The sequence below is a fragment of the Trichocoleus sp. FACHB-6 genome, assembly GCF_014695815.1.
In the GTDB taxonomy this organism is placed as follows: Bacteria; Cyanobacteriota; Cyanobacteriia; order Cyanobacteriales; family FACHB-T130; genus Funiculus; species Funiculus sociatus.
Window position 1 is genome coordinate 1 of the sequence record NZ_JACJOY010000128.1, and the last position, 20,337, is coordinate 20,337.

The window sequence follows — 20,337 nt, forward strand, 5'->3', positions numbered from 1 at the left end:
TATCAGCCTACTCCTGGAGATTTTCCGGCGCTCGCATTGCTTGTTTTTTCACTTCTCAGACCCCAGATTTATTGTCAAGTACAATTTATACCAAATTAGATGAGCTTACCCTGCTCTTAGGCTTCTTTTTCCAAATTTTAAGTCGTGGTACCTTTGTCCTTTTTCATTCCAGCCGTAGCCGTAATCTTCTCTATTATCTATTCCTGATTCATCTACATAAACTCGGTCTTTTGCTTCTTTTTGGCTAATTTTTAAGCTAAATGCTTTTCTTATCTCTTCATCTCTTTCTCGATATCCGTAAGTTTTTTTTCGGGTAAAACCAATCTTTTTCAAGGCTTTTCCAGATTGTTCGGTCACTGATTTTTTCCTCCCAGGCTTCTGCCATTTCTTCTTGAGTTCGACTGCCATGTTTTCGGGCAAATTCTCGAAATTTCTCGAAATCCGTGATTTTTGCCCCATATCCTTGTTGATATCCCTTTTTGGCTTGACAATCTCCCGTTTTTTTTCTTCTGTTGAGCGATAAGTTTATGGTATTCCGACTAATGTTGAAGATTTTACTAGCTTGGGTTTTCCCCATTCCTCTATCTATTGCCTCTATTACTTTTATTCTCAAGTCATAACTGTAGGGAGCTGGCATTTCTTTCTCCTATTCACTCCTTTCTATTATGTCCTAACCTTTACTTCAGTTGCTATAAGAGCCAATGAGAGTATCATACTGGGACAGCAAGCTTTTCACGCCAAAGTCTGAGGAATGAAACAGATAACTCCCGCAGCCATACCCCCTTGCTTCAATAAATGATGTAAACGCTTCGATGAGATACAGAATTTAAGAAGAAGCCGGAATTAGCTGTAGAGTTAATTGACTGAAGTAAGGAAAGAGAGTATCAACCCGGTTTCAAAGAAATTGAGTTGAAGTTTTCTATCGGAAAGAGAAGGGATGGTTAAAAGTTAAACAATAGCAAATTAGAGATTATAGAAGTCTAATGAGGCATTTTATTCTCGTATAGCGTGCCTAAACTTTTATGTTATGGCACCGTTTAACAGGAGGACTATAAAGACGTTGGGCTCATAAACCTTTAAACACCTTTGTTGAGGTTTTGGAGAGGTTTAGAACAAACTATCTCTTATCGGTTTTTCTAGTGGCTGAACCAGAACCGGGGTCTACTTGTCGCGAATATCGCTAGTTTTAGCTTGAATTGGGCTTGAAATTTGTTTAAGTCCCGCTAATGAATAATCTTTAAAAATACTCCTGCGGTGCAAGCCAAAGATAATCTTTACAAAAATACACAAATACGCCTTAAGTTTGAGGAATACACCTGAGCAAGTGAAATAATTTTATTGGTATAACAATATTTGCCTGGTCTTCCAGAGATAGCCTGTGTTTCAACTTCTATATTTTCTAGTTCATGCAATCAGCCCAATTTTAGCGCCAGTGTGCTTTTTTTGTGCCTGGATGATGACAATTTTGGTTTTGTGGAACATCTTTAGCGCGATCGCACAGGGTGTTTCCAAAACCAAGCGTCTGCACAGCATACCCTGCACTAATTGTCAATATTTTACTGGTGATTATCGCCTCAAGTGTACGGTAAAGCCTAGCGATGCCTTAACCGAAGAAGCGATTAACTGCTCCGACTATTGTCCAATTCCCGGTTATTCTCTACATTCTCAAGATTCGCTGTAGGATGGCAACATAGTCTTGTACGAATAACTATTCTTCGAGAATGCTGATTCAAAAGCTTAGTGCTTGTGAGGAATTTATTGCGGGTGATCGCACTCAGTTAAGAGAATTACTGCACCCAGATAAGCAGCCGATAGAGTTGCGCTATAGTTTAGCTCACGCCGTTCTCCCAGTGGGACAAACATCTGTAGCGCACTCTTTAAAAACTTCTGAGGTTTACTACATCATTAGCGGTGCAGGTGAAATGCACATTGATGATGAAACCCAGTTAGTCCAACCTGGGGATGCGGTGTATATTCCACCCAATGCAAAGCAATTTATCCATAGTTGCGGAAAAGAGCCACTGGTGTTTATCTGTATCGTCGATCCAGCGTGGCGCAAAGAAGACGAGACAGTTTATTAAAACGTAAAGGCTTTAAATGCAACAACAGCACCCCAACGAAACTCACTGAGCGATCTCCTCTCATGGGCTTTTAGACCTGGAGTTGCATTAACTTAATAAAGTTTAGTTGCATAGCTCCCTAGTCAGTAACTGAGGAAATATCAGTCTTTAGGTGGGGTGCTGCTGTTGTTTTTTGATGAGACAGATGTTATATTAAACAGCGTTTTTTACCTCTCAAGTCGAATATCAACTGCGCTGTGGTATCTGTCAGAGAAGCTTTTCAGCTTCAATTCTTACTTTAGCAGGCTCTCTGGAAAGCACAAGAGAATGAAACCTAATTTTACAGGTTTTGCAACAACTGCTGTTACTTTTACTAAGTAACATTAAGCTATTAGGTTGGGTTGAGGTTCCAAAGACCCAACCTATAACTACAAATACTGAAGGAAAAGGTTTCTCAGCAATTAAGCAAATTCATATTATTTTGCTCCCTTTCTGAATTACTAAATTAATCCAAGTCGGATAAATTTATTTTGCTTTCTGGGGTTTTATAGGTACCACTAGAAACCTGTAGCTTCTGTAAGAATTCCTGCGTTAACTTGATAAAGGCTTTGGAGCCAGACGAACTTGGATTTGAGATAACTACTGGCGTAAAACTGTCAACAGCTTTGGAAACATTAACATCCATTGGGATTCTGGTTTTGAAAATTTGGGTGGGAGTAAAATCCTCGCTGACTCGTTGCATAACTTGCTGGTAATATCTGCCGCTGAGTATATTCCCCGACATAATGAAGACAATTCCCATCATTCGCAGATTCAGCAGACTCTCAGTGCCATGACTTTCTTTTAGTTTGTTGATCCGTCGTTCCAGTAGCTGAATTCCTACTACTGATAGGGGTTCTGGTCTAGCTGGTAGCAAGTAAAAATTACTGGCAACGATACCGCTACGAGTCAAGAGGTTATAGCCCGGAGCGCAGTCCAAAATAATGAAATCATAGTCTTTAATAACCGGCTCTAAAATTCCTCTGATTAATTCCCTTTCAAAGTTATTCCAGACGTCGATGAAGTTATTGTTGTCCCCATTCATCGCTTTTTCATGGAGCATTTCGGAAACTAAAAATTCATCGTAGAGGTCAATGTCTCCCGGTAATAAATCGAGTCCTTTGACTGTGCAAACGTAAGGTTGAATGATATCTTGAATTGACAACTTGCTGGGAATTTCTGGCCTAATTGCTTTGTAAACCAGTTGCCTTAATGTGCGCTTTTCTTTCCGGCTCTTGCCAAAGTCTTGTGGCGACATTAGGCTGAGCGTAGCGCTGATTTGGGTGTCTAGATCGACAACTAAAACCCGCTTCCCATAAGTTTTGGCTAAACAAGTCGCCAAGTTGACGCTGAGAGTCGTCTTACCGACACCGCCTTTCATGTTTACCGTTGCAATGACATATCCCATGTGTTCGCTCCTCTGATGGGTGATGCTCGCTCTTACAGCGAATCCCCGGCACTCGATCGCTGGTCAACTGTTACAGCCTTAATAATAATCTTGGATTCTTTGTCGGAAGGCAATAGTGCGCCTTGAAGAGTTGCACTGACTTTGCGATCGCAGTGTCTCCCTTGTCAACTAAGCAGAAGGCGATCGCTGCAATATATTAACCGCTTTGGGCTTATGGGAGCGATAAACCTAACTTTCTCTCGAAAGTTCGTTTCTCATGGCTGAATATTTATAGATGCTGTGAAATATTCCCCAGAAGTGCGATCGCTCTCGTTAATTCAAGCGCTCTAGCTGGTTGTGCGCCAGAACAGCATCCGCCTTGTGTGATCGCAAATGCTTAAAATTATGTAAAATTTTGTAAATACCTGAAAACAAGATTTATGACAACTAATAGTGGATTCGGCAAAGCCAAGACAAACAAAAAACCAACCAAATCTGCCTCTAAACGCACCCAAGCCTCTAAGCAGTACGACAAATTGAAGTCGGAAGGCGTACCAGAATTTAATATATACATTCGCACTCAGGGTAAAAAGAACTGGTATCCAGCAGGTTCTCTAGCAGTAAATCGCACCAGCCAGATTAATCAAGCCATCTTTCAAGAAGAGGAGAACTTGCGCGAAGCCTCCTTACGCCTGTATCCAGTGTTACGCAAGAATAAAAGCCAATTGGAATATGGCTATCGTCTCAAAGGTTCTGAATTTGCAGATGAGCCGATTGAGGTTGCGGTTCCTCAAGAGCCAGTTTTACCTAACTTCTTCCAATCGACTTTCGATAAGGTGAAGAACAGCTTCTCTGGTTTGTTCAAGCGCGGTTAATTTTTTTTTAATTAAAGGATAGTTTAAGCGATCGCGTGGCGGGGAAAAATGCGCGATCGCTCAAATTTACTATTGCTCCTGGCAGACGTGCGAGGCTACACTCATACAAGTATAAAAGAACGTCATCTCAGGTTAGCGAGCGCCCTGACGCGGAAAACTTCATTCTATTGAGTAGGTTTAAGGTTCCAATCAGTGCAGTGTTATTAAGGAAGTACAGAATTGAACTTTAATCCTGAGCTTTGCCGCAACGAGAGCGAAGTAGAAAGTAAACTCATAGTTCAATATCTGCTGCCACAGCTAGGATACACTCCAGAAACTTGGCATCAAGAGATTGCCGTTGGCAGCATTCGATTAGACTTCTTGGCATTTGCAGCGCAAGTTGTTCCATTTGTGTTGGATGACAACTCGCCGTTAAGTGTTGTGATGGAGGCAAAGCATCCTAATCAAAACTTAAATAGACATACTGGTAGACTCAAGCGCTACTTAACGAGTTTAAATGTAGAATATGGATTGCTAACAAATGGTAAGGAACTTAGAATTTACCAGAAAGTTCAGGATGATATTCAGTTAATATTTACCTGTTCCGGCAGAGAAATCAGCTCTAAAATAGATGAAATAAAAACTCTCATTGGTAGAGACAGCTTAAAAGAAAAACCTACTAGAATCGGAAATATCCAGATTGATTCCACTGAAAACCAAATTCCTATCTCTGGAAAATCACCAGCAAACCCTTCAATTGAAGTAACAAACGGACAAGGGGATTCAATTAATTCTCAACCCCTATCTACTGACCTTCTTAAAGAGAAAAGGCAACATACTGTGAAAACAATTGCAATTTACCACAACAAAGGCGGCGTAGGCAAAACAACAACCGTAGTCAACCTAGCCGCCGCTATCAGGAAGAAAGGCAAAAAAGTGCTTATTGTTGACTTAGATAGCCAAGCTAATACTACCTTTGCAGCAGGTTTAGCAAAATTTGATGATGAAGAACTAGATGAGGTAAAAGATTGCAATGTTCGTCATCTATTGCAATCAGAAGAGTTTTATCCTATAAACGAAGTTGCTAAGAAATCTCAGTATAGTAACCCGGAAATTGATGTGTTGCCGTCCCACATCACTTTAATGCAATACGAAACCGAGCTAAACCAACAAGATTCTAGTAAAATAATGCTTTTGCAAAAACTAAAAGCAGTAGAAGGTCAATATGATGTTGTAATTATTGATACGCCACCATCTTTAAACCTTTATGCCAGAATTGCCTTAATTACAGCTGACTATCTAATTATTCCTTCGGATCTAAAACCGTTTGCTAATCAAGGGTTAGTAAACGTAAAAGATTTTGTTAAAACAATTAATGGGTATAGGAAATTTCTCAATAAGCCACCAATTGAAATCTTAGGTGTTCTTCCTTGTAAAATATCTACCAATTCCAGGTTTGGACAATATACCTTACCAAAGCGCTTAGAGGTAATTCCCAAACGCTACGATTTGAAAGTAATGGAAAGCGTTATTTATGAAAGAGAGGAACTGGCAAAATGTACCGAAAGAATGCAGATTGTAGGTAATATAGAAATACCAGATCCAATATCGGTACTTGATTTTAAGCCAGATTCCCTCTCAGCTAAGGAATTTGAGTTACTAGCAAAAGAAGTTTTGCAAGAAATAGGACTAACTGCATGAAATTATCTACTTCGCTCGTAGCAGTAAAAAAAATTAACTCTAATGTTCCCCGTTCAGAATTTTTAGAGGATGAGTTAAATCGGACTGCTGAGTTAATTTTAAAAGCTGAAGGTATTATTAATCCCCCAGTTATTCGCAGAACCAGTGGGGAATCCTATGAGGTAGTTAATGGACACTTTGAATACTACGCCGCTGTTAAGGCTCGTGAGATAGATCCTCGTAAAGGGGAAATGATTGGAGCTTTCATTATTGAATCAGAAAATGAGGAAGTTCTCATGGATCAGGTTGAAGTCCTGAGAAACCGAGAATTTAATAATGAGTCACCAGTTGCTGACACACAGCCTTTAAATACGGTTGAATCATCAAATGAAGTAATACAAATTGAAAGTTTATTGCCCGAAATTGAGAGTTTGATAGATAATAAGCTTGATTTAATTAGCCGCAGGCTCAGTGAACAAAATGAGGAACTTCTCAGGGAGCAGGTTGAAGTCCTGAGAAGTCGAGAAATTAATAATAAGTTACCAGTTGCTGACACACAGCCTTTAAATACGGTTGAAACATCAAAGGAGGTAATACAAATTGAAAGTTTATTGCCTGAAATTGAGAGTTTGATAGATAGAAAACTTCAACTGATTAGCAACAGGATAAGTGAACATATTGATGAATTTGTTCAAAAAATTGAACCAATCCTGAATAAGCCTGGAAAAGTAAGAACCAAGAAAGATGATAAAACTCCGACTAAAAAAAATGGCTACACTAGAATGAAACTTTCGGATCTACAAAAAGCCGCAAAAGAACGGAATATAGAGGAACTTTCAAAGCTGAAAACAAGAGCTGAATTTATTGCAGCTCTTGAAAAAGCTGATGCAAGTCAAACTTAGCGACAAATCTGTAAGACTAAACGAATTTTTATGAATATTTTAATGCTTTCTTCAACGTTTCCCTATCCGCCTAGTCGAGGGGGAACCGAGATTAGAACCTTTAACTTGTTAAAATACCTGCACCAGCGTCATAACATCACACTGGTAACGCAACGCCACAGCGGAGTATCGGATGCAGAAGTAGAAGAACTTCGTCAGTGGGTAAGCGAGTTGGTGATTTTTCCGATTCCTGCGGAACCCAAAGGTGGATTATTGGGGAAAGTGGGACGCTTTACAGAGTCACTGCTTAAGGGAACGCCGCCAAACGTTTTGCATCGCTACTCACCAGAAATGCAAGCTTGGGTGGATACCTATGTCAAAGCTGGGAAGTGTGACGCAATTACCTGCGAACATAGTGTAAATGAAATCTACGTTCGCCCGGAATTCCGCAATTCAGTGCGGACAGTGGTAGATATTCATAGTTCCGTTTATGGCTGGAGTAAAAACCATCTGGAAATGGGGGCTTCTCCTAATGCTTTGCGCGATCGCTTGTATCTCTCAATCTTGTACAGTTATGAGAAACGCTACTGCACTAAATTCTCAAACATTGTAGTCACTACAGAGGACGATCGGCAGCAAATGCTCCAGTTTAATCCGGCTGCTGAAATTAGGGTGATTCCTAATGGCGTTGATCTAGAGTTGTTTCCCTATCGTCCTAAAGATCCCGGTGGACACCAGCTAGTCTTTGTAGGGGCGATGGATGCTTCCCACAATATTGACGCAGCGCGATTTTTTACCTTAGAAGTCTTGCCAGAACTACAAAAGCGTTATCCTGATGCCACATTTAGTATTGTAGGAGCCAGACCAACGCCTGAAGTCAAGGCACTCTCGGATCGCTTGGGGGTAATAGTTACAGGGAAAGTCTCCTCAATGGCAGAACAGTTACACTCAGCAAGTGTTTGTGTTGTTCCGCTACGCACGGGGTTTGGGATAAAAAATAAAACTCTGGAGGCGATGGCTGCTGGGGTGCCTGTGGTGGGAAGCGATCGCGGTTTGGAAGGATTAGCAGTTGAGGGTGAAGGCGTACCTTTACGGGCGTTACGCGCTAACGGGGTACGAGAATATGTTGATGCGATCGCACGACTTTTTGAAGATGCCCAGTTGCGAGAAGAGTTGGCGAAAAATGGGCGATCGCTTGTAGAAACAGAGTATACCTGGGAAAGCGCTGGATCGCGTTATGAACAAGTCTTAATTTCTTAAAACACTCTCGGTACGCAGAGATATTACTTTGCGTACCGAGAGCGTTTAAAGTTTAATTTTTGCTACCTGCGTGATATTCATTGAAAGACTTGTAGTAGTCTTCTGAATCGTACAGGTGACACTCGTCGGTAATCTGCTTCATCAAAGACCAAGAGAAGCGAGTCTCGCGAATTGAGTCTCCCCACTTTTCTTTGATAGCGCTATGCGCTAGTCGCAAATTATAGGACGGAATTGCTGTGGAAATGTGATGAGGAATGTGAACGTTGATATCGTGGCAAAGGAATTCTACCCAACGCGGATAATCGCAGTGAACGGTGCCAAATAGCTGCGCTTGCGCCTCATTCCACTGCGTAGCGGGAGTAAAGGGAATTTCTGGTGCTGTGTGGTGAACCAGAGTAAAGGTACTCATCCAGAAGTGGTAAACCAACCACGGTAAGAGCCAAAATTTAACAAATCCCCAGACACCAGTTGTCGCTATTAACAAGGGGAAGGCGACGCTGGCAAATCCCAAAACTACTAGTGCCGACAATTTTACCTTCTGCCGCTCTTTGCCTTGGAATTTCGTCCAATCAAAGTGCATCATCGACCAGTGTATTATCGAAGCTAACCACCAAAACCGACCCCGCATTAAGCGATAGCCCCACTGTCCGGCCTTTGGCATACTGTCATAAAACTCTGGCTGGAAGGGTTGCCAAGCGTTGTCTTCCTCAAGCTTGTTGGTGTGGGCGTGATGGTAATTGTGCAGAATTCGCCAACTGTGGAAGGGATAAATCAAGGGCAACATAAATATATGTCCCACCAAATCGTTTACCCAGCGGCGGTTGGCAAATGAGCGGTGTCCGCAGTCATGCCCAATTACAAAAAAACCTGTCAACGCTGTGCCTGTAAATATCCACAGCAAAGGTGTCAGATACCAGGGCGCGATCGCTAACCCCCAATATCCCAATCCCACCATTAAAACGTTGATTACCACGGTCGTCCACGCTTTCTGACGATTTTTAGCAAAAACCTCACGCGGCAGACTTTTCAAGATGTCTCTCAGGCGGAGACTTTCAGCGGTTGTCGTAGATACCAGGTTGGTGTCGGTTACTTTGATTGTCGATAGAGTCATTAAAAACTTTTCTAAGTATCAGTTAAGTGAATTCACCCATCAATGCATAAAAAAATCCTGCCTGGTACGGATTAGTGGCAGGCAATGATTTTTGTCAGCTATGGGCTGCTGACCGGGTTACAAACCGCACTGAAGAAGGACAAAACCTTACTACTATAGCTTTTTGCTACCGATAGCATCGGAGAAAGCCGCATCTTGACAATCTAATGTTAGACGCTGCTTTTTAAGTGATTGCAGTTGCTGCAAAAGAATTTCAACTTCCACTTGCAAATGCAAGAACTTTACTTGCTGGTCGGTTTGATACACAGCTTTGGTTAACAAAGGCGATACATTACTCCCCGGATGGGAGTTGGCAACATTTTGAGGACGGGTCAGTGTTGATGAAAGAGTGGACATCAGCTGAATAGATATTTCTGCTTACTCACACCATTTTGCAATTCTATCCTGAACTGGCAACTTAGTAAAACTTCATGTGGCAATTTTACACCTGGGCAAAAAAAATCAGAGTGGTAGACAAAGTGTGATACCCTCTACTGGTTTGGTTCGCTCAGTAGAGCCGGGGAATCAGCTTTTTAACTTGTTGCCGATAATCTGCGTAATCTGGGTACTTTTGCGTTAACCATCCTTCCTCGTGGCTGGCTTTGGCATCCAAAAATACGAATAGGATAGCTGCTGCTACCAGGTGGGACAAGCTGACGAAGAAGATTGCCCAACTTAAGGCAGCCAGAATTAAGCCACTGTAGACAGGATGGCGCACGATACTGTAGACACCAGTTTGAACTAGCTGCCCGTTGTCTTTGGGATAAGGTAAGGGAGTCAGCTGCTGTCCCAAATCCAGCAATCCTTTGGCAAGTAGCACTAATGCCGCCAGTCCTAGTAGAGCAGCAACGCTTAAGTTAACAAATTTGTCAAGAGGTAAATTAATGGGGCGGTAGACTGGCAAAACGACAAAACCAACGATGAGAATTGCCTGAGCTACTACCCAGTATTCGCCTCTTTGATTATTGCGCCAGCCTTGGCGGGAGAAGCCCCAATCTGAGAAGATTTTCATAGGATGCGATCGCTCTGTCAATTTTGGATTTTGGATTAAATTCGCTGGTTCCCATGCTGAGGGGAACCAGCGTAGAGGCTAGAGCCTCAATTAATTTCGCCAAGGGCGGCTCAAAAGTTCCAGATGGGCAACTTCCTGGGCGCTCAACTGCCAACCCAGCGCCCCGGCATTCTGCCGCGCCTGTTCGGCTGACTTTGCCCCCGGAATGGCAATCACCCCATCCTGGGCAATCAACCAATTCAGGGCAACTTGAGCGGGTGTTTTTTGATACTTTTCTCCGAGTTTACGCAACGCACATATCACAGGCTCGATTTTCTCCAAACCGCTGCGATTGAAGCGAGAATCAAATTTACGTGCGCCAGTCGGCTCCTTGCCATCCTCGATTCTATATTTGCCAGTGAGTAACCCCTGAGCCAAAGGACTATAAGCCAAAATAGTCACGCCTAGCTGACGCGCCGTGTCGAGAATGCCGTTAGCCTCGACTTGCCGAGTCAGCAGCGAGTACCGCACCTGATTTACAGCCAAAGGTACGCCTCTAGCCGCTAAAAGCTGATAAGCTTCTTTCATCTGTTCGGCTGAGTAATTGCTGACACCGACTGTAGCAATTCTGCCCCGCTTCACCTCATCCGCTAGGGCATTCATCAGCGTTTCTTGGCTCATCAGGAAGGCGAAAGGCCAATGCACCTGATAAAGGGCTACTTGCTCGACCCGCAGACGTTTTAAACTCTCGGTTAAGGCATCTGACACGGATTGCCCGGTAACTCGCCAAGGGTAAGGGCCGTATTTTGTAGCAATCTGGGCTGTGCGCCCAGTTTCTTGCATGAACTTTCCCAAGAACTCCTCTGATTTTCCTGGGCCGTACACTTCAGCCGTGTCAAAGAAGTTTACGCCGGAATCCAGAGTCGCTTCAAAAGCTTCCCGCAACTGGGTTTCCCCGTAGTCGCTGCCATAGTTCCAAAATAGCTTGTCGCCCCAAGCCCAAGCGCCGATACCTACAGCAGTGAAGGTGGGGCCATTTTGCGCTAACGTGATGGTTTGCATTGGTAATACTTTTTACAAAAGTTTATATTTTTCAGTTTATCGTTGCAGATAGTTGCTGGGGGCTATGGTGAAATTAAAACAGCGTGATGTGCAACTTTATCCTTAAAAAGGGCGCTAAGAAAAAATTGCACCGAAGTGTAAAAACAGTAATGCGTGTATTGATTTCCTTTTAAAAAATATGGCAACAGGTGATATAAATTTACAGCCAGATGAGTCGAAACCGCTTGAATCAATCAAGAAAGTGAATTTGTTCACCATGTTTCGACTCGGCTTGTTTCAGATGGGATTGGGGATGATGGCGGTGCTGGCGCTGGGAATCCTGAACCGAGTGATGATTGGGGAACTGGCGATTCCGGCGACAATTGCGGCTGGTACTATTGCGATGCACCAGTTTATCGCCCCAGCACGGGTGTGGTTTGGGCAGATGTCAGATTCTAAGCCGTTATTTGGTTTCCATCGCACGGGCTATGTGTGGGTAGGGGCGGCGCTGTTTGCGATCGCATCCTTCCTGGCTGTACAAGTAATGTGGCAGCTGGGTAATGTGGTGCAAGCTGCTGGGGGTTGGGTATGGACAACTCAAACTTACGGTTGGACTGCGGTACTTGCACTGATTTTCGCGCTTTATGGTTTGGCGCTGAGTATGAGTTCCACTCCCTTTGCAGCGCTGTTGGTGGATGTTTCCGATGAAGATAACCGTTCCCAACTCGTCGGAATTGTTTGGTCTATGCTGATGGTGGGAATTGTTCTGGGGGCAATTATCGGCGGTACTTTGCTCAAAAAAGTTGCCGCAGATGCACCACTTTCGGAATTGCAAGCATCAGTAAATCAGCTGTTTATGATTGTCCCCGTCGGAGTGTTTGGGCTGGCGTTACTGGCGACAGTGGGCGTTGAAAAAAAATATTCCCGCTATACATCTCGTTCTACTTTAGTAGACCGGGAAGACAAAATTACTCTAGGGAAAGCGCTGCGAGTATTAACTGCTAATCGGCAAACGGGGATATTTTTCACCTTTTTGCTCGTGATGACAATTAGCTTATTTATGCAAGAAGCAGTGATGGAACCCTACGGAGGCGAAGTTTTCGGAATGCAAGTTTCGGAAACTACTAAGTTAAATGCTTACTGGGGAACCGGAACGCTACTTGGGATTAGTATCACTGGATTTTTAATTGTGCCTCGTTTAGGAAAGCAAAAAACAACTAAATTAGGCTGTCTTTTGGTAGCGGCTACTTTTGGATTAATTATCCTGTCCGGATTCACCCACAATCAAAAGTTGTTGCAGGGAGCGCTATTATTATTTGGTTTGGCTTCCGGTGTCACTACAACAGGCGCAGTTAGTTTAATGTTGGATTTGACTGCGGCGGAAACGGCTGGTACATTTATCGGTGCTTGGGGATTATCACAGGCAATGGCAAGGGCAATCGCAACTGTTACAGGTGGTGCTGTACTGGATGTGGGTAAAAGTTTATTTACTACTAACTTGGTGTTAGCCTATGGATTGGTGTTTGCACTGCAAGCAGTGGGAATGGTAGTAGCGGTTTGGTTCCTTTCTCAGGTGGATGTGACAGAATTTCGCGACAATGCAAAAGTTGCGATCGCAACTGTCCTCGAAGGTGAATTAGACTGATAAATTGCTAATGGCTAATTGCTAATTGTGAAGATGCCATGAACCATTAGCAATTAGCCATTAGCGATGAACTATAAACTATGAACGATTTTTTTGAGCAAGTTTTAAACTTTGCGAGTGAGACTACCGCTAGAATTGGCAAGCAGCTAATGCAAGATTTTGGGCAAGTGCAAGCTTCCCAAAAAGCTGATGGGAGTCTGGTGACGCAAGCGGATAAGTGGGCGGATCGGGAAATTCGAGAAGCGATCGCTGACGCTTTTCCCAGCCACGATGTCTTAAGCGAAGAAGCTGAACACACTTTTTATGGTGCCGAATGGTGTTGGGTGATTGACCCCATCGATGGTACAACAAACTTTACACGGGGAATTCCTATTTGGGGAATTTCAATGGGTTTGTTGTATCAAGGTACGCCTGTTTTCGGGTACGTACATTTTCCGCCCATCAACCAAACCTTTCACGCCTTTTGGTACGGGGGAGAAAAAAATGGTGCCTTTTTAAATAATCAACCGATTCACACCAGCCCTGACTCTCCCAGCCACAATCACTTTTTCTGCTTGTGTGCCAGAAGTACCTCTGTTTTGCAGAAACCTTTCCCTTGTAAAATTCGGATGCTAGGTGTCACTACCTACAACTTTGTTGCTGTTGCTTCTGGTACTACCCTTGGCGGTGTCGAGTCTACGCCTAAAATTTGGGATATTGCAGCAGTGTGGGTAATTTTACAGGCTGCTGGCGGGGTTTGGGTGTCACTGAAGGATGAAGCGGTGTTTCCGTTGCAAGAAGGAGAGGATTATGGCGATCGCTCTTTCCCCACTTTAACTGTTGCTCGTCCCGAATTGGTGCCAGTTTTTCAACCTTTGGTGCAATTTTTGGGTAATAAGAAGTAAACGCAAAGGTAGCGTAACAGCGCTACCTTTGCGTTTATCTTTGCGAACTTTGGCGTTTTAATTCCTCCCTCAATCGCATAATTTCTGCCTTATTTCCACCTTCATCTCCGAACTTGATTAACTGCATTTTCTTTTGCGCTAACTCCGCCGCAGCTTGAATAAAATGACGTTTTTCTTTGGGAGTTATGTGAAAACGAGCAAGTGCATTTGCGGTAGTGCTGCATAGTTCATGGTAGTCTTTAGGTGAAATAATTTTTGGCACTTCTTCGCGCAAGTAAGTTTTTAGTATTTCATGGTCGTGGTGTGCAGCAATAAAGCCTAAACTGATGAGTAAAGCCGCTAAAAATCCGTAATTACCAGCAGCTACAAAAATTGTGGCACCGCCGCTAGATTTTGCCAGAAGTAAAGCACCGTTGTGCAACAAATGCACAAATATAGCCGCAATTAAACCGCCAGAAATTACCAATATTTTCTTGAAAATATCTTGCATATGGCGTGCTAAACCAAAGCCGATTCCTGTAAGCGATGTCCAGAAGCCGTGCATGAAACCAAAGATAACAACACGTAGGAAAAAAAGCTTCCACCACTCTTCCCAGTTGGGCGTGTTGAACAGATAAAGAATATTCTCAACATAGGCAAATCCAAAACCAGCGATCGCGCCATACACAATCCCATCCACCCAACCATCAAACTCGCGCTTTCTCCACAGATAAATAACCGCTACAGCAGCACCTTTGAGGATTTCTTCTGTCACTGGCGCATTGACAGCAGCACTTACTAATTGTCCTCCTACGCTCTTTCCTCCGAATATTAGTTCTACTGGAACTTGTAAAATTAGTTGTAGAATAATTCCAGCAACAACTGCTGGTATTGCTCCCCACAAAAATGCACCAATTAGATAGCGCATTGGTTCTTTCTCAAAGCGATCGATACTGCTGACAATAAGGATATAAATAAATGTGGGAATAGCAACCAAAATTGCCGTAAATAGAAATTCTAGCATATGTTTGTCGGGGCGAGTTTGTCGCCATACAATTCGTTTAAAGAAACTAACGGCTAAACATTTGAATCGCCCTTAAAAGGGAGGTTAAGAAAAGCGATTAGTGTAGCCGGAAAAAAGTGAGTTGGTATAAGTAAGTTAGGTTGAAGTAAACGTTATTTTTTGTATTTATTGGGTAATGCTTACCTTAACCCCCCGTGCGGGGGTGGCTCCCCAACCTACAATTATTCTTAACTCAGTTCTCACTCAGAAGTTACCCAAAAGTAGTCAGCGATCGCTTTGTCACTTGAAGCTTGCATGACTTCCGATGGATTGAGTAGGATTGAGGATTGGACTATATTATTTCCCAAGCGTCGCGCAACGCGGCTGGGAATACCATAGCCATAAATAATATGAGCTTGTCCAGCCAACACAATGACTTGATAATCTGGGTTTGCTTTCACAAATTGGGCAATTCCTTCTGCCATTGTTTCATCCCAAAGCACCTGCGCTGTGAAGAAACGCTCAAAGTTTGCACTATTTCCGTGTCCGGCGACTTGATGCTGTTGAAAAGACTCTTGCACCATTTGGCGATATTGGGAATTATCGGTGCGAATTTCATTAAATGGCGGAATGTACTTTTTATCATCTGGTGTGAGACTTTCTAATCCTTGGCGTGCGACTTTGCGCGTTACTTCGCTGGGAGTATTTAAGGCTAAAACAGGTAAATTATTTTCCTTAGCAAAACTCAGAATCGGGGCGTAAGATTCCCACGGGAAACCCCAGCGTTTTTTATATTCGCTTTGTTCTAATAACTGGGTTTGGGTTATTTTTCCAGCTAGATATTGATTGAGTACACTTTGATAAGGACGCTGGAACATTTCCATTGCGATCGCTATTTTAGAATTTTGCCGATACAGTCGCTGAATAATCTCCAACTGGGCTTTGTGATCTTCAGGATTATCGTGGGTTTCGCCTAAGTAGATGACTTTGGTTTTGGCGAGTTGTTGCAAAACTTCTTCGACAGAGTATTGCTGCTGCTGGGGACGGGAGATTTTTTGGGCATGAGCCGGCAAGGTGCAGAGTAACATAATTAAAAGCGACCAAGCCGAGATAGTAATTGAGTGTTTTTGCATAGAAATATTGTGGCTTGCGATCGCGCATATAGTTTTGGATTGGGGATTGGGAATCAGGGATTAGGGATTAGGGATTAGGGATTGGCAAGAATCTTACCTAGTCCCCAGCCCCCAGCCCCCAGTCCCCAATCCGATGCTTTAGCCAGAAACCCAGCAAAGGTAAAGCTATCTGGTAGCCGTACTTAGCGCCGTATACCAAACCTTTCTGTTCTAAACTTGCCAAAGCACCTTGGAGAGAGCCACCTCTAGAAAGTTGGTGTTTTTGGATGTATTCCCGGCTGTGCGGGCTATCTGTGGGGTCAAGAGCTAAACTTTCTAGTACCCGAACTTGGCTGGAAGGTAACAGTAAAATCAGTGACTCGAAGGTAATAGATATATCTTCAACTAATGCTAAAGCACTGCGATGGACGTGGTGGGGTTGGATTAGTCCTTTTTTCTGGCTTCCGTATAAAACTCGGCAATCCAGCCAAATTCGTCTAGCTAGCGCGATCGCATCCCCTAAATGTCCTTGAACGTAGCTTAAAAATAGCGCTAAACCGTCTGCATCAAATTTCAATCCTTGCAAGCTCATTGCTGTCTCAATCCATGCACTGAGTTCTTGATTAGACAGGGGTGCTAAACAGACAACCTGCAAGTTACTATCTTGTACCCAAGGTTCTCCGACTGTAGCAATTAGCGCGTAGCTGACATGAGTATGTATGGCGATTTCTTCACGCAGATAAGCTTCCCATTTGCCATCTCTATCCCAAGAGCGGATGTGGGGAAAATTCCGAAAAACCATCACTACGCGGCTATTGAGTTTATCAGCGATCGCTTGCGGTAAGTTCAGCAAAATTTCAAATAGCGACCATTCTCCCTCACTTGATAGATTCCAAACTAAACGAGTTTGCCCATTCGGCAATTCCTCCAAACTCAGGGGATGTTCCGCAATCCACTGCCCAATTAACGCCAGTTCTTCCGGTGCGGTGAAGGTCGCCATCAAGCTTTCAGCGAACAATTGTAGAAATCTCTTGCCATCAGTGGTTCGCAGACAGTCAATTTCTAGCACTCTAGCTTTCACTTTCTGTGCTGCCCAACGAATAAGCGATCGCCTTCCACTACCAGGAACCCCTGTAATGAGTAAATCGCCATCTATTGAGAGAATTTGGCTGACTTGTTGCAGTTCTTGTTGTCTACCTACTAAATCTTGCGGCACAAACGGATTCGCAACCATTTTCCTTCACTTTGACACTCACTCTACTTTATAGTTCTATGACCCTCATTCCCATTTTCTCCTTCTGTCGTTTCTCTCGTTTTCTCTGGTTCCCAAGTCAGAAAAGCATTGTAATGCCCGATTAACTCTATCGGAAATTCCAATGGTAGTTTCCTTGACCGCACTTCCTAAGCCACCGTCATCCGCGACGGGCAAAAATTGCGAATTTCCTCACAAGATTTAGTACCGGGTGACGCAGACTTGCGAATTCAAGCACGGAAGTAAATTGATGAATCAGCCCTCACAGGCGAATCTCTTACTGTTGAGAAAGAAACCGAACCGCTAAAGCCAGAAACATCCTTAGCAGAACGGGAAAACATGGCTTTAAATTAAATATTTTGATGAGTTCGCTTAACTTGAAGTCCTTATAGCAATCCTATTTGAGTTGTGAGATACCAGCCTTTCAGATACCCGACTTCTTAGAGAAGTCGGGTATCTCGCCTTCACGAATCATTTAGGGCTGCTATATAAGCGATTTAACTAACCTCACCATATTAATAAATGTAGGGTGGACGCAATCTCCACCCTACTAAATTTAAACACCTTCAACTTTTGCAACCATTAAGAGAGTTTTCAATACAGAATCGGGATTCAAACTCATCGAATCAATCCCCAACTCTACCAAAAACTTAGCAAATTCGGGATAATCGCTGGGTGCTTGTCCGCAAATTCCAATTTTGCGATTAGTTTTCTTGGCGGTTTCAATTGCCATCTTCACCATCCGCTTCACAGCTTCGTTGCGTTCATCAAAGATATGCGCTACTAAAGCTGAATCTCGATCTAAACCTAACGTTAACTGTGTCAAATCGTTAGAACCGATGGAGAAACCATCAAAAACTTCAGCAAATTCTTCTGCCATGATTACGTTACTGGGCAACTCGCACATCACGTAAATTTGCAAGCCATTTTTCCCTCGTTCTAAACCATGTTTCGCTATTTCAGCTAACACTTTGCGTCCCTCATCAGGAGTACGACAGAAAGGAATCATGGGGATAACATTTGTCAAGCCCATTTCATCCCTTACCCGCTTTAACGCCTGACACTCTAACGCAAAGCCTTCGCGATATTTCTCATCATAGTAACGAGATGCTCCCCGCCAACCAATCATCGGGTTTTCTTCTTCGGGTTCAAATTGCTTACCGCCTAAAAGATTGGCGTATTCATTGCTTTTAAAATCGCTCATCCGCACAATTACCGGATTTGGATAAAAAGCGGCAGCAAGTCTGGCTACACCTTGGGCTAATTTATCGACGAAGTATTGCGGTTTGTCTTCATAAGTTACAGTCATTTCCGCAATTTTCGCCTTAGCTTCTTCATCCTCTAATTTGTCGTAATTAATCAAAGCTAAAGGATGCGCTTTGATGTGATTGGCGATGATGAATTCTAATCTTGCTAACCCAACACCATCATTAGGAATACCTGAGAAACTAAATGCTTCTTCCGGATTTCCCACATTCATCATTATTTTGGTGCGAGTGCGGGGCAAATTTTCTAGCGCTACTTCTCGGACTTCGTAGGGCAATAATCCTGAATAAACTCTTCCTTCTTCTCCTTCGGCACAAGAAACTGTCACCTCTTGACCTGTTCTTAAAATATCTGTGCCATTCCCACATCCGACAATTGCCGGAATTCCCATCTCCCGCGCAATAATTGCGGCATGGCAGGTGCGCCCGCCTTTATTAGTAATAATGGCGCTGGCTTTTTTCATTATCGGTTCCCAGTCGGGGTCAGTTTTATCTGTTACTAAAACTTCTCCTGGTTGGAACAGTTCAATTTTCTGGACATCGAGAATTACTCTAGCTTTTCCCTGTCCAATCATTTCCCCAACAGCACGACCTCTAACTAAAGGAATTGGTAATTGGGAAGATTTGTCCCCAGTCGCAAGTCCTCTATCCCCTGTCCCCAATTTCAAGTGATAGCTACGTAGGACATTTTTACCTTTTTGGGATTGTACTGTTTCCGGGCGGGCTTGGACGATGAAAAGTTCATCTGTAATACCATCTTTTGCCCATTCAATGTCCATCGGCGTATACTTACCGTGAACTTCACTGTAGTGATCTTCGATTAAACAAGCCCACTTAGCTAGTTGCAAAATTTCGTCGTCGTTGATGGCAAATTTCTGCTGTTCGCTTAAGGTTACACGTTCATTCTTGGTGATTCTACATCCACCAACATCGCAGACTAATTTGAACTCTTTGCTACCGACTCGTTTGTCGATAATTGGGCGGAATCCTTCTTTTAATGTAGGTTTGAAAACTAAATATTCGTCAGGGTTGACTGCCCCTTGAACGATGTTTTCTCCTAATCCGTAAGCGGCGGTGATTAAGGCAGCATTTTTAAATCCGGTTTCAGTGTCTATGGAGAACATGACACCAGAGGAAGCTAAATCTGAACGCACCATTTTTTGAACGCCAACGGAGAGGGCCACATTAAAATGGTCGAAATTTTTGGCGTGGCGATAGGAAATTGCCCGGGCGGTAAATATGGAAGCAAAGCATTTATGGCAGGCTTCTAAAACGTCTTTGATGCCGTTAATATTCAGGTAGGTTTCTTGCTGTCCAGCAAAACTGGCATCGGGCAAATCTTCAGCGGTGGCGGATGAACGCACGGCTACATCGGTATCATAACCATATATTTCGCACATCTGGTGATAATAGGATGCGATCGCTTCTTGCAATTCCCTTGGAAACGGCGTTTTTAGAATCAACGACCGGGCTTTTTTTCCCTGTTCCTGCAAATTCTGCACGTCTTCTATATCCAAGTCAGCAAACAGTTCGCGCAACTGCTTTTCTAACCCCACAGCTTGAATAAAATGCCGGTAAGCATAGGCAGTAGTTGCAAACCCACCGGGAACCCTGACCCCCTGCTTGGTCAGTTGTCGAATCATTTCCCCCAAGGAAGCATTTTTACCGCCGACTATTGGGACATCGACAATCCCAACTTCATCAAACCACAGAACCAGCGATCGCTCTTTAGAAAACCGAGAAGTCCTTTCTGTAGCCGCTGTAACCATAGCTTTTTCTCCTCTTGTAGGTTTATTTTAGCTATCGCTACCCCCTAAAGAGGTATATTGCATTACTTCGTAATTTTTTTTACAA

17 protein-coding genes and 3 pseudogenes are annotated in these 20,337 nt (G+C 43.3%); 10 read left to right on the forward strand and 10 right to left on the reverse strand.

What is annotated here, in order from left to right; genetic code table 11:
• Nucleotides 1-114: 114 nt before the first annotated feature.
• Nucleotides 115-637 (reverse strand): annotated as a pseudogene (locus H6F66_RS26615) (IS630 transposase-related protein); the annotation flags it as partial.
• Nucleotides 638-896: 259 nt separating this feature from the next.
• Between H6F66_RS26615 and H6F66_RS29615 the strand changes: the two are divergent.
• From H6F66_RS29615 to H6F66_RS26625, 3 genes and pseudogenes are all read left to right on the forward strand, one after another.
• A pseudogene (locus H6F66_RS29615) lies at nt 897-1,140 on the forward strand (IS701 family transposase); the annotation flags it as partial.
• Nucleotides 1,141-1,378: 238 nt separating this feature from the next.
• Nucleotides 1,379-1,681: a hypothetical protein gene (locus tag H6F66_RS26620; protein WP_190428052.1), complete on the forward strand. Its 303-nt coding sequence runs from the start codon at nt 1,379-1,381 to the stop codon at nt 1,679-1,681.
• A 40-nt stretch (nt 1,682-1,721) separates the two neighbouring features.
• Nucleotides 1,722-2,081, forward strand: a complete 360-nt coding sequence (locus H6F66_RS26625; RefSeq protein WP_190428054.1) for a cupin domain-containing protein — start codon at nt 1,722-1,724, stop codon at nt 2,079-2,081.
• A gap of 484 nt (nt 2,082-2,565) precedes the next feature.
• On the opposite strand, the gene H6F66_RS26630 is transcribed toward H6F66_RS26625, so the two are convergent.
• Nucleotides 2,566-3,507 (reverse strand): ParA family protein, encoded by a 942-nt coding sequence (locus H6F66_RS26630; protein ID WP_190428056.1) that lies wholly within the window; start codon nt 3,505-3,507, stop codon nt 2,566-2,568.
• A 419-nt stretch (nt 3,508-3,926) separates the two neighbouring features.
• On the opposite strand from H6F66_RS26630, the gene H6F66_RS26635 reads away from it, so the two are divergent.
• The 4 genes from H6F66_RS26635 to H6F66_RS26650 all read left to right on the forward strand — a co-directional run bounded on the left by H6F66_RS26635 (nt 3,927) and on the right by H6F66_RS26650 (nt 8,161).
• Nucleotides 3,927-4,361: an HHL1-like protein gene (locus tag H6F66_RS26635; RefSeq protein WP_190428058.1), complete on the forward strand. Its 435-nt coding sequence runs from the start codon at nt 3,927-3,929 to the stop codon at nt 4,359-4,361.
• Between the two features lie 219 nt (nt 4,362-4,580).
• Nucleotides 4,581-6,041, forward strand: a complete 1,461-nt coding sequence (locus H6F66_RS26640) for an AAA family ATPase (protein ID WP_190428060.1) — start codon at nt 4,581-4,583, stop codon at nt 6,039-6,041.
• The gene (locus H6F66_RS26645; RefSeq protein ID WP_190428063.1) at nt 6,038-6,922 is read left to right on the forward strand and encodes a hypothetical protein; all 885 of its coding nucleotides are present in this window, start codon (nt 6,038-6,040) and stop codon (nt 6,920-6,922) included. Before H6F66_RS26640 ends, H6F66_RS26645 begins: the two co-directional genes overlap by 4 nt.
• A 30-nt stretch (nt 6,923-6,952) precedes the next feature.
• On the forward strand, nt 6,953-8,161 hold the full coding sequence (locus H6F66_RS26650) for a glycosyltransferase family 4 protein (RefSeq protein WP_190428065.1): 1,209 nt from the start codon (nt 6,953-6,955) through the stop codon (nt 8,159-8,161).
• Nucleotides 8,162-8,213: 52 nt separating this feature from the next.
• Here H6F66_RS26650 and H6F66_RS26655 read toward each other — a convergent pair whose 3' ends face one another.
• The 4 genes from H6F66_RS26655 to H6F66_RS26670 all read right to left on the reverse strand — a co-directional run bounded on the left by H6F66_RS26655 (nt 8,214) and on the right by H6F66_RS26670 (nt 11,364).
• Complete coding sequence (locus H6F66_RS26655) at nt 8,214-9,272, reverse strand: fatty acid desaturase (RefSeq protein WP_190428067.1); 1,059 nt, start codon at nt 9,270-9,272, stop codon at nt 8,214-8,216.
• 153 nt (nt 9,273-9,425) lie between these two features.
• Nucleotides 9,426-9,668, reverse strand: coding sequence for a hypothetical protein (locus H6F66_RS26660; RefSeq protein WP_190428069.1), 243 nt, complete (start codon nt 9,666-9,668; stop codon nt 9,426-9,428).
• A gap of 151 nt (nt 9,669-9,819) precedes the next feature.
• Nucleotides 9,820-10,323 (reverse strand): isoprenylcysteine carboxylmethyltransferase family protein, encoded by a 504-nt coding sequence (locus H6F66_RS26665; RefSeq protein WP_190428070.1) that lies wholly within the window; start codon nt 10,321-10,323, stop codon nt 9,820-9,822.
• Between the two features lie 90 nt (nt 10,324-10,413).
• Nucleotides 10,414-11,364, reverse strand: coding sequence for an aldo/keto reductase (locus H6F66_RS26670; protein WP_190428073.1), 951 nt, complete (start codon nt 11,362-11,364; stop codon nt 10,414-10,416).
• Nucleotides 11,365-11,542: 178 nt separating this feature from the next.
• On the opposite strand from H6F66_RS26670, the gene H6F66_RS26675 reads away from it, so the two are divergent.
• A complete protein-coding gene (locus H6F66_RS26675) occupies nt 11,543-12,988 on the forward strand; it encodes a BCD family MFS transporter (protein WP_190428075.1) in 1,446 nt (481 codons plus the stop codon).
• An 80-nt stretch (nt 12,989-13,068) separates the two neighbouring features.
• Nucleotides 13,069-13,872: an inositol monophosphatase family protein gene (locus H6F66_RS26680; RefSeq protein ID WP_190428078.1), complete on the forward strand. Its 804-nt coding sequence runs from the start codon at nt 13,069-13,071 to the stop codon at nt 13,870-13,872.
• 34 nt (nt 13,873-13,906) lie between these two features.
• On the opposite strand, the gene H6F66_RS26685 is transcribed toward H6F66_RS26680, so the two are convergent.
• From H6F66_RS26685 to H6F66_RS26695, 3 genes are all read right to left on the reverse strand, one after another.
• Nucleotides 13,907-14,875: a PrsW family intramembrane metalloprotease gene (locus H6F66_RS26685; RefSeq protein WP_190428080.1), complete on the reverse strand. Its 969-nt coding sequence runs from the start codon at nt 14,873-14,875 to the stop codon at nt 13,907-13,909.
• 239 nt (nt 14,876-15,114) lie between these two features.
• Complete coding sequence (locus H6F66_RS26690) at nt 15,115-15,987, reverse strand: ChaN family lipoprotein (RefSeq protein ID WP_190428082.1); 873 nt, start codon at nt 15,985-15,987, stop codon at nt 15,115-15,117.
• A 97-nt stretch (nt 15,988-16,084) separates the two neighbouring features.
• Entirely contained in the window at nt 16,085-17,200 is a 1,116-nt protein-coding gene (locus tag H6F66_RS26695) for an ATP-binding protein (RefSeq protein ID WP_190428083.1), read from the reverse strand.
• Between the two features lie 162 nt (nt 17,201-17,362).
• Here H6F66_RS26695 and H6F66_RS29620 point away from each other — a divergent pair.
• Nucleotides 17,363-17,563 (forward strand): annotated as a pseudogene (locus H6F66_RS29620) (hypothetical protein); the annotation flags it as partial.
• A gap of 211 nt (nt 17,564-17,774) precedes the next feature.
• Here H6F66_RS29620 and ppsA read toward each other — a convergent pair.
• Entirely contained in the window at nt 17,775-20,252 is a 2,478-nt protein-coding gene (gene ppsA / locus H6F66_RS26700) for a phosphoenolpyruvate synthase (protein ID WP_190428085.1), read from the reverse strand.
• Nucleotides 20,253-20,337: the final 85 nt, after the last annotated feature.

Coding starts and splice junctions, on each gene's coding strand:
- H6F66_RS26660 (WP_190428069.1), bottom strand. CDS start 9,668: ATGTCCACTCTTTCATCAACACTGACCCGTCCTCAAAATGTTGCCAAC.
- H6F66_RS26685 (WP_190428080.1), bottom strand. CDS start 14,875: ATGCTAGAATTTCTATTTACGGCAATTTTGGTTGCTATTCCCACATTT.
- H6F66_RS26675 (WP_190428075.1), top strand. CDS start 11,543: ATGGCAACAGGTGATATAAATTTACAGCCAGATGAGTCGAAACCGCTT.
- H6F66_RS26625 (WP_190428054.1), top strand. CDS start 1,722: ATGCTGATTCAAAAGCTTAGTGCTTGTGAGGAATTTATTGCGGGTGAT.
- H6F66_RS26690 (WP_190428082.1), bottom strand. CDS start 15,987: ATGCAAAAACACTCAATTACTATCTCGGCTTGGTCGCTTTTAATTATG.
- H6F66_RS26670 (WP_190428073.1), bottom strand. CDS start 11,364: ATGCAAACCATCACGTTAGCGCAAAATGGCCCCACCTTCACTGCTGTA.
- H6F66_RS26680 (WP_190428078.1), top strand. CDS start 13,069: ATGAACGATTTTTTTGAGCAAGTTTTAAACTTTGCGAGTGAGACTACC.
- H6F66_RS26635 (WP_190428058.1), top strand. CDS start 3,927: ATGACAACTAATAGTGGATTCGGCAAAGCCAAGACAAACAAAAAACCA.
- H6F66_RS26665 (WP_190428070.1), bottom strand. CDS start 10,323: ATGAAAATCTTCTCAGATTGGGGCTTCTCCCGCCAAGGCTGGCGCAAT.
- ppsA (WP_190428085.1), bottom strand. CDS start 20,252: ATGGTTACAGCGGCTACAGAAAGGACTTCTCGGTTTTCTAAAGAGCGA.
- H6F66_RS26650 (WP_190428065.1), top strand. CDS start 6,953: ATGAATATTTTAATGCTTTCTTCAACGTTTCCCTATCCGCCTAGTCGA.
- H6F66_RS26630 (WP_190428056.1), bottom strand. CDS start 3,507: ATGGGATATGTCATTGCAACGGTAAACATGAAAGGCGGTGTCGGTAAG.
- H6F66_RS26645 (WP_190428063.1), top strand. CDS start 6,038: ATGAAATTATCTACTTCGCTCGTAGCAGTAAAAAAAATTAACTCTAAT.
- H6F66_RS26655 (WP_190428067.1), bottom strand. CDS start 9,272: ATGACTCTATCGACAATCAAAGTAACCGACACCAACCTGGTATCTACG.
- H6F66_RS26695 (WP_190428083.1), bottom strand. CDS start 17,200: ATGGTTGCGAATCCGTTTGTGCCGCAAGATTTAGTAGGTAGACAACAA.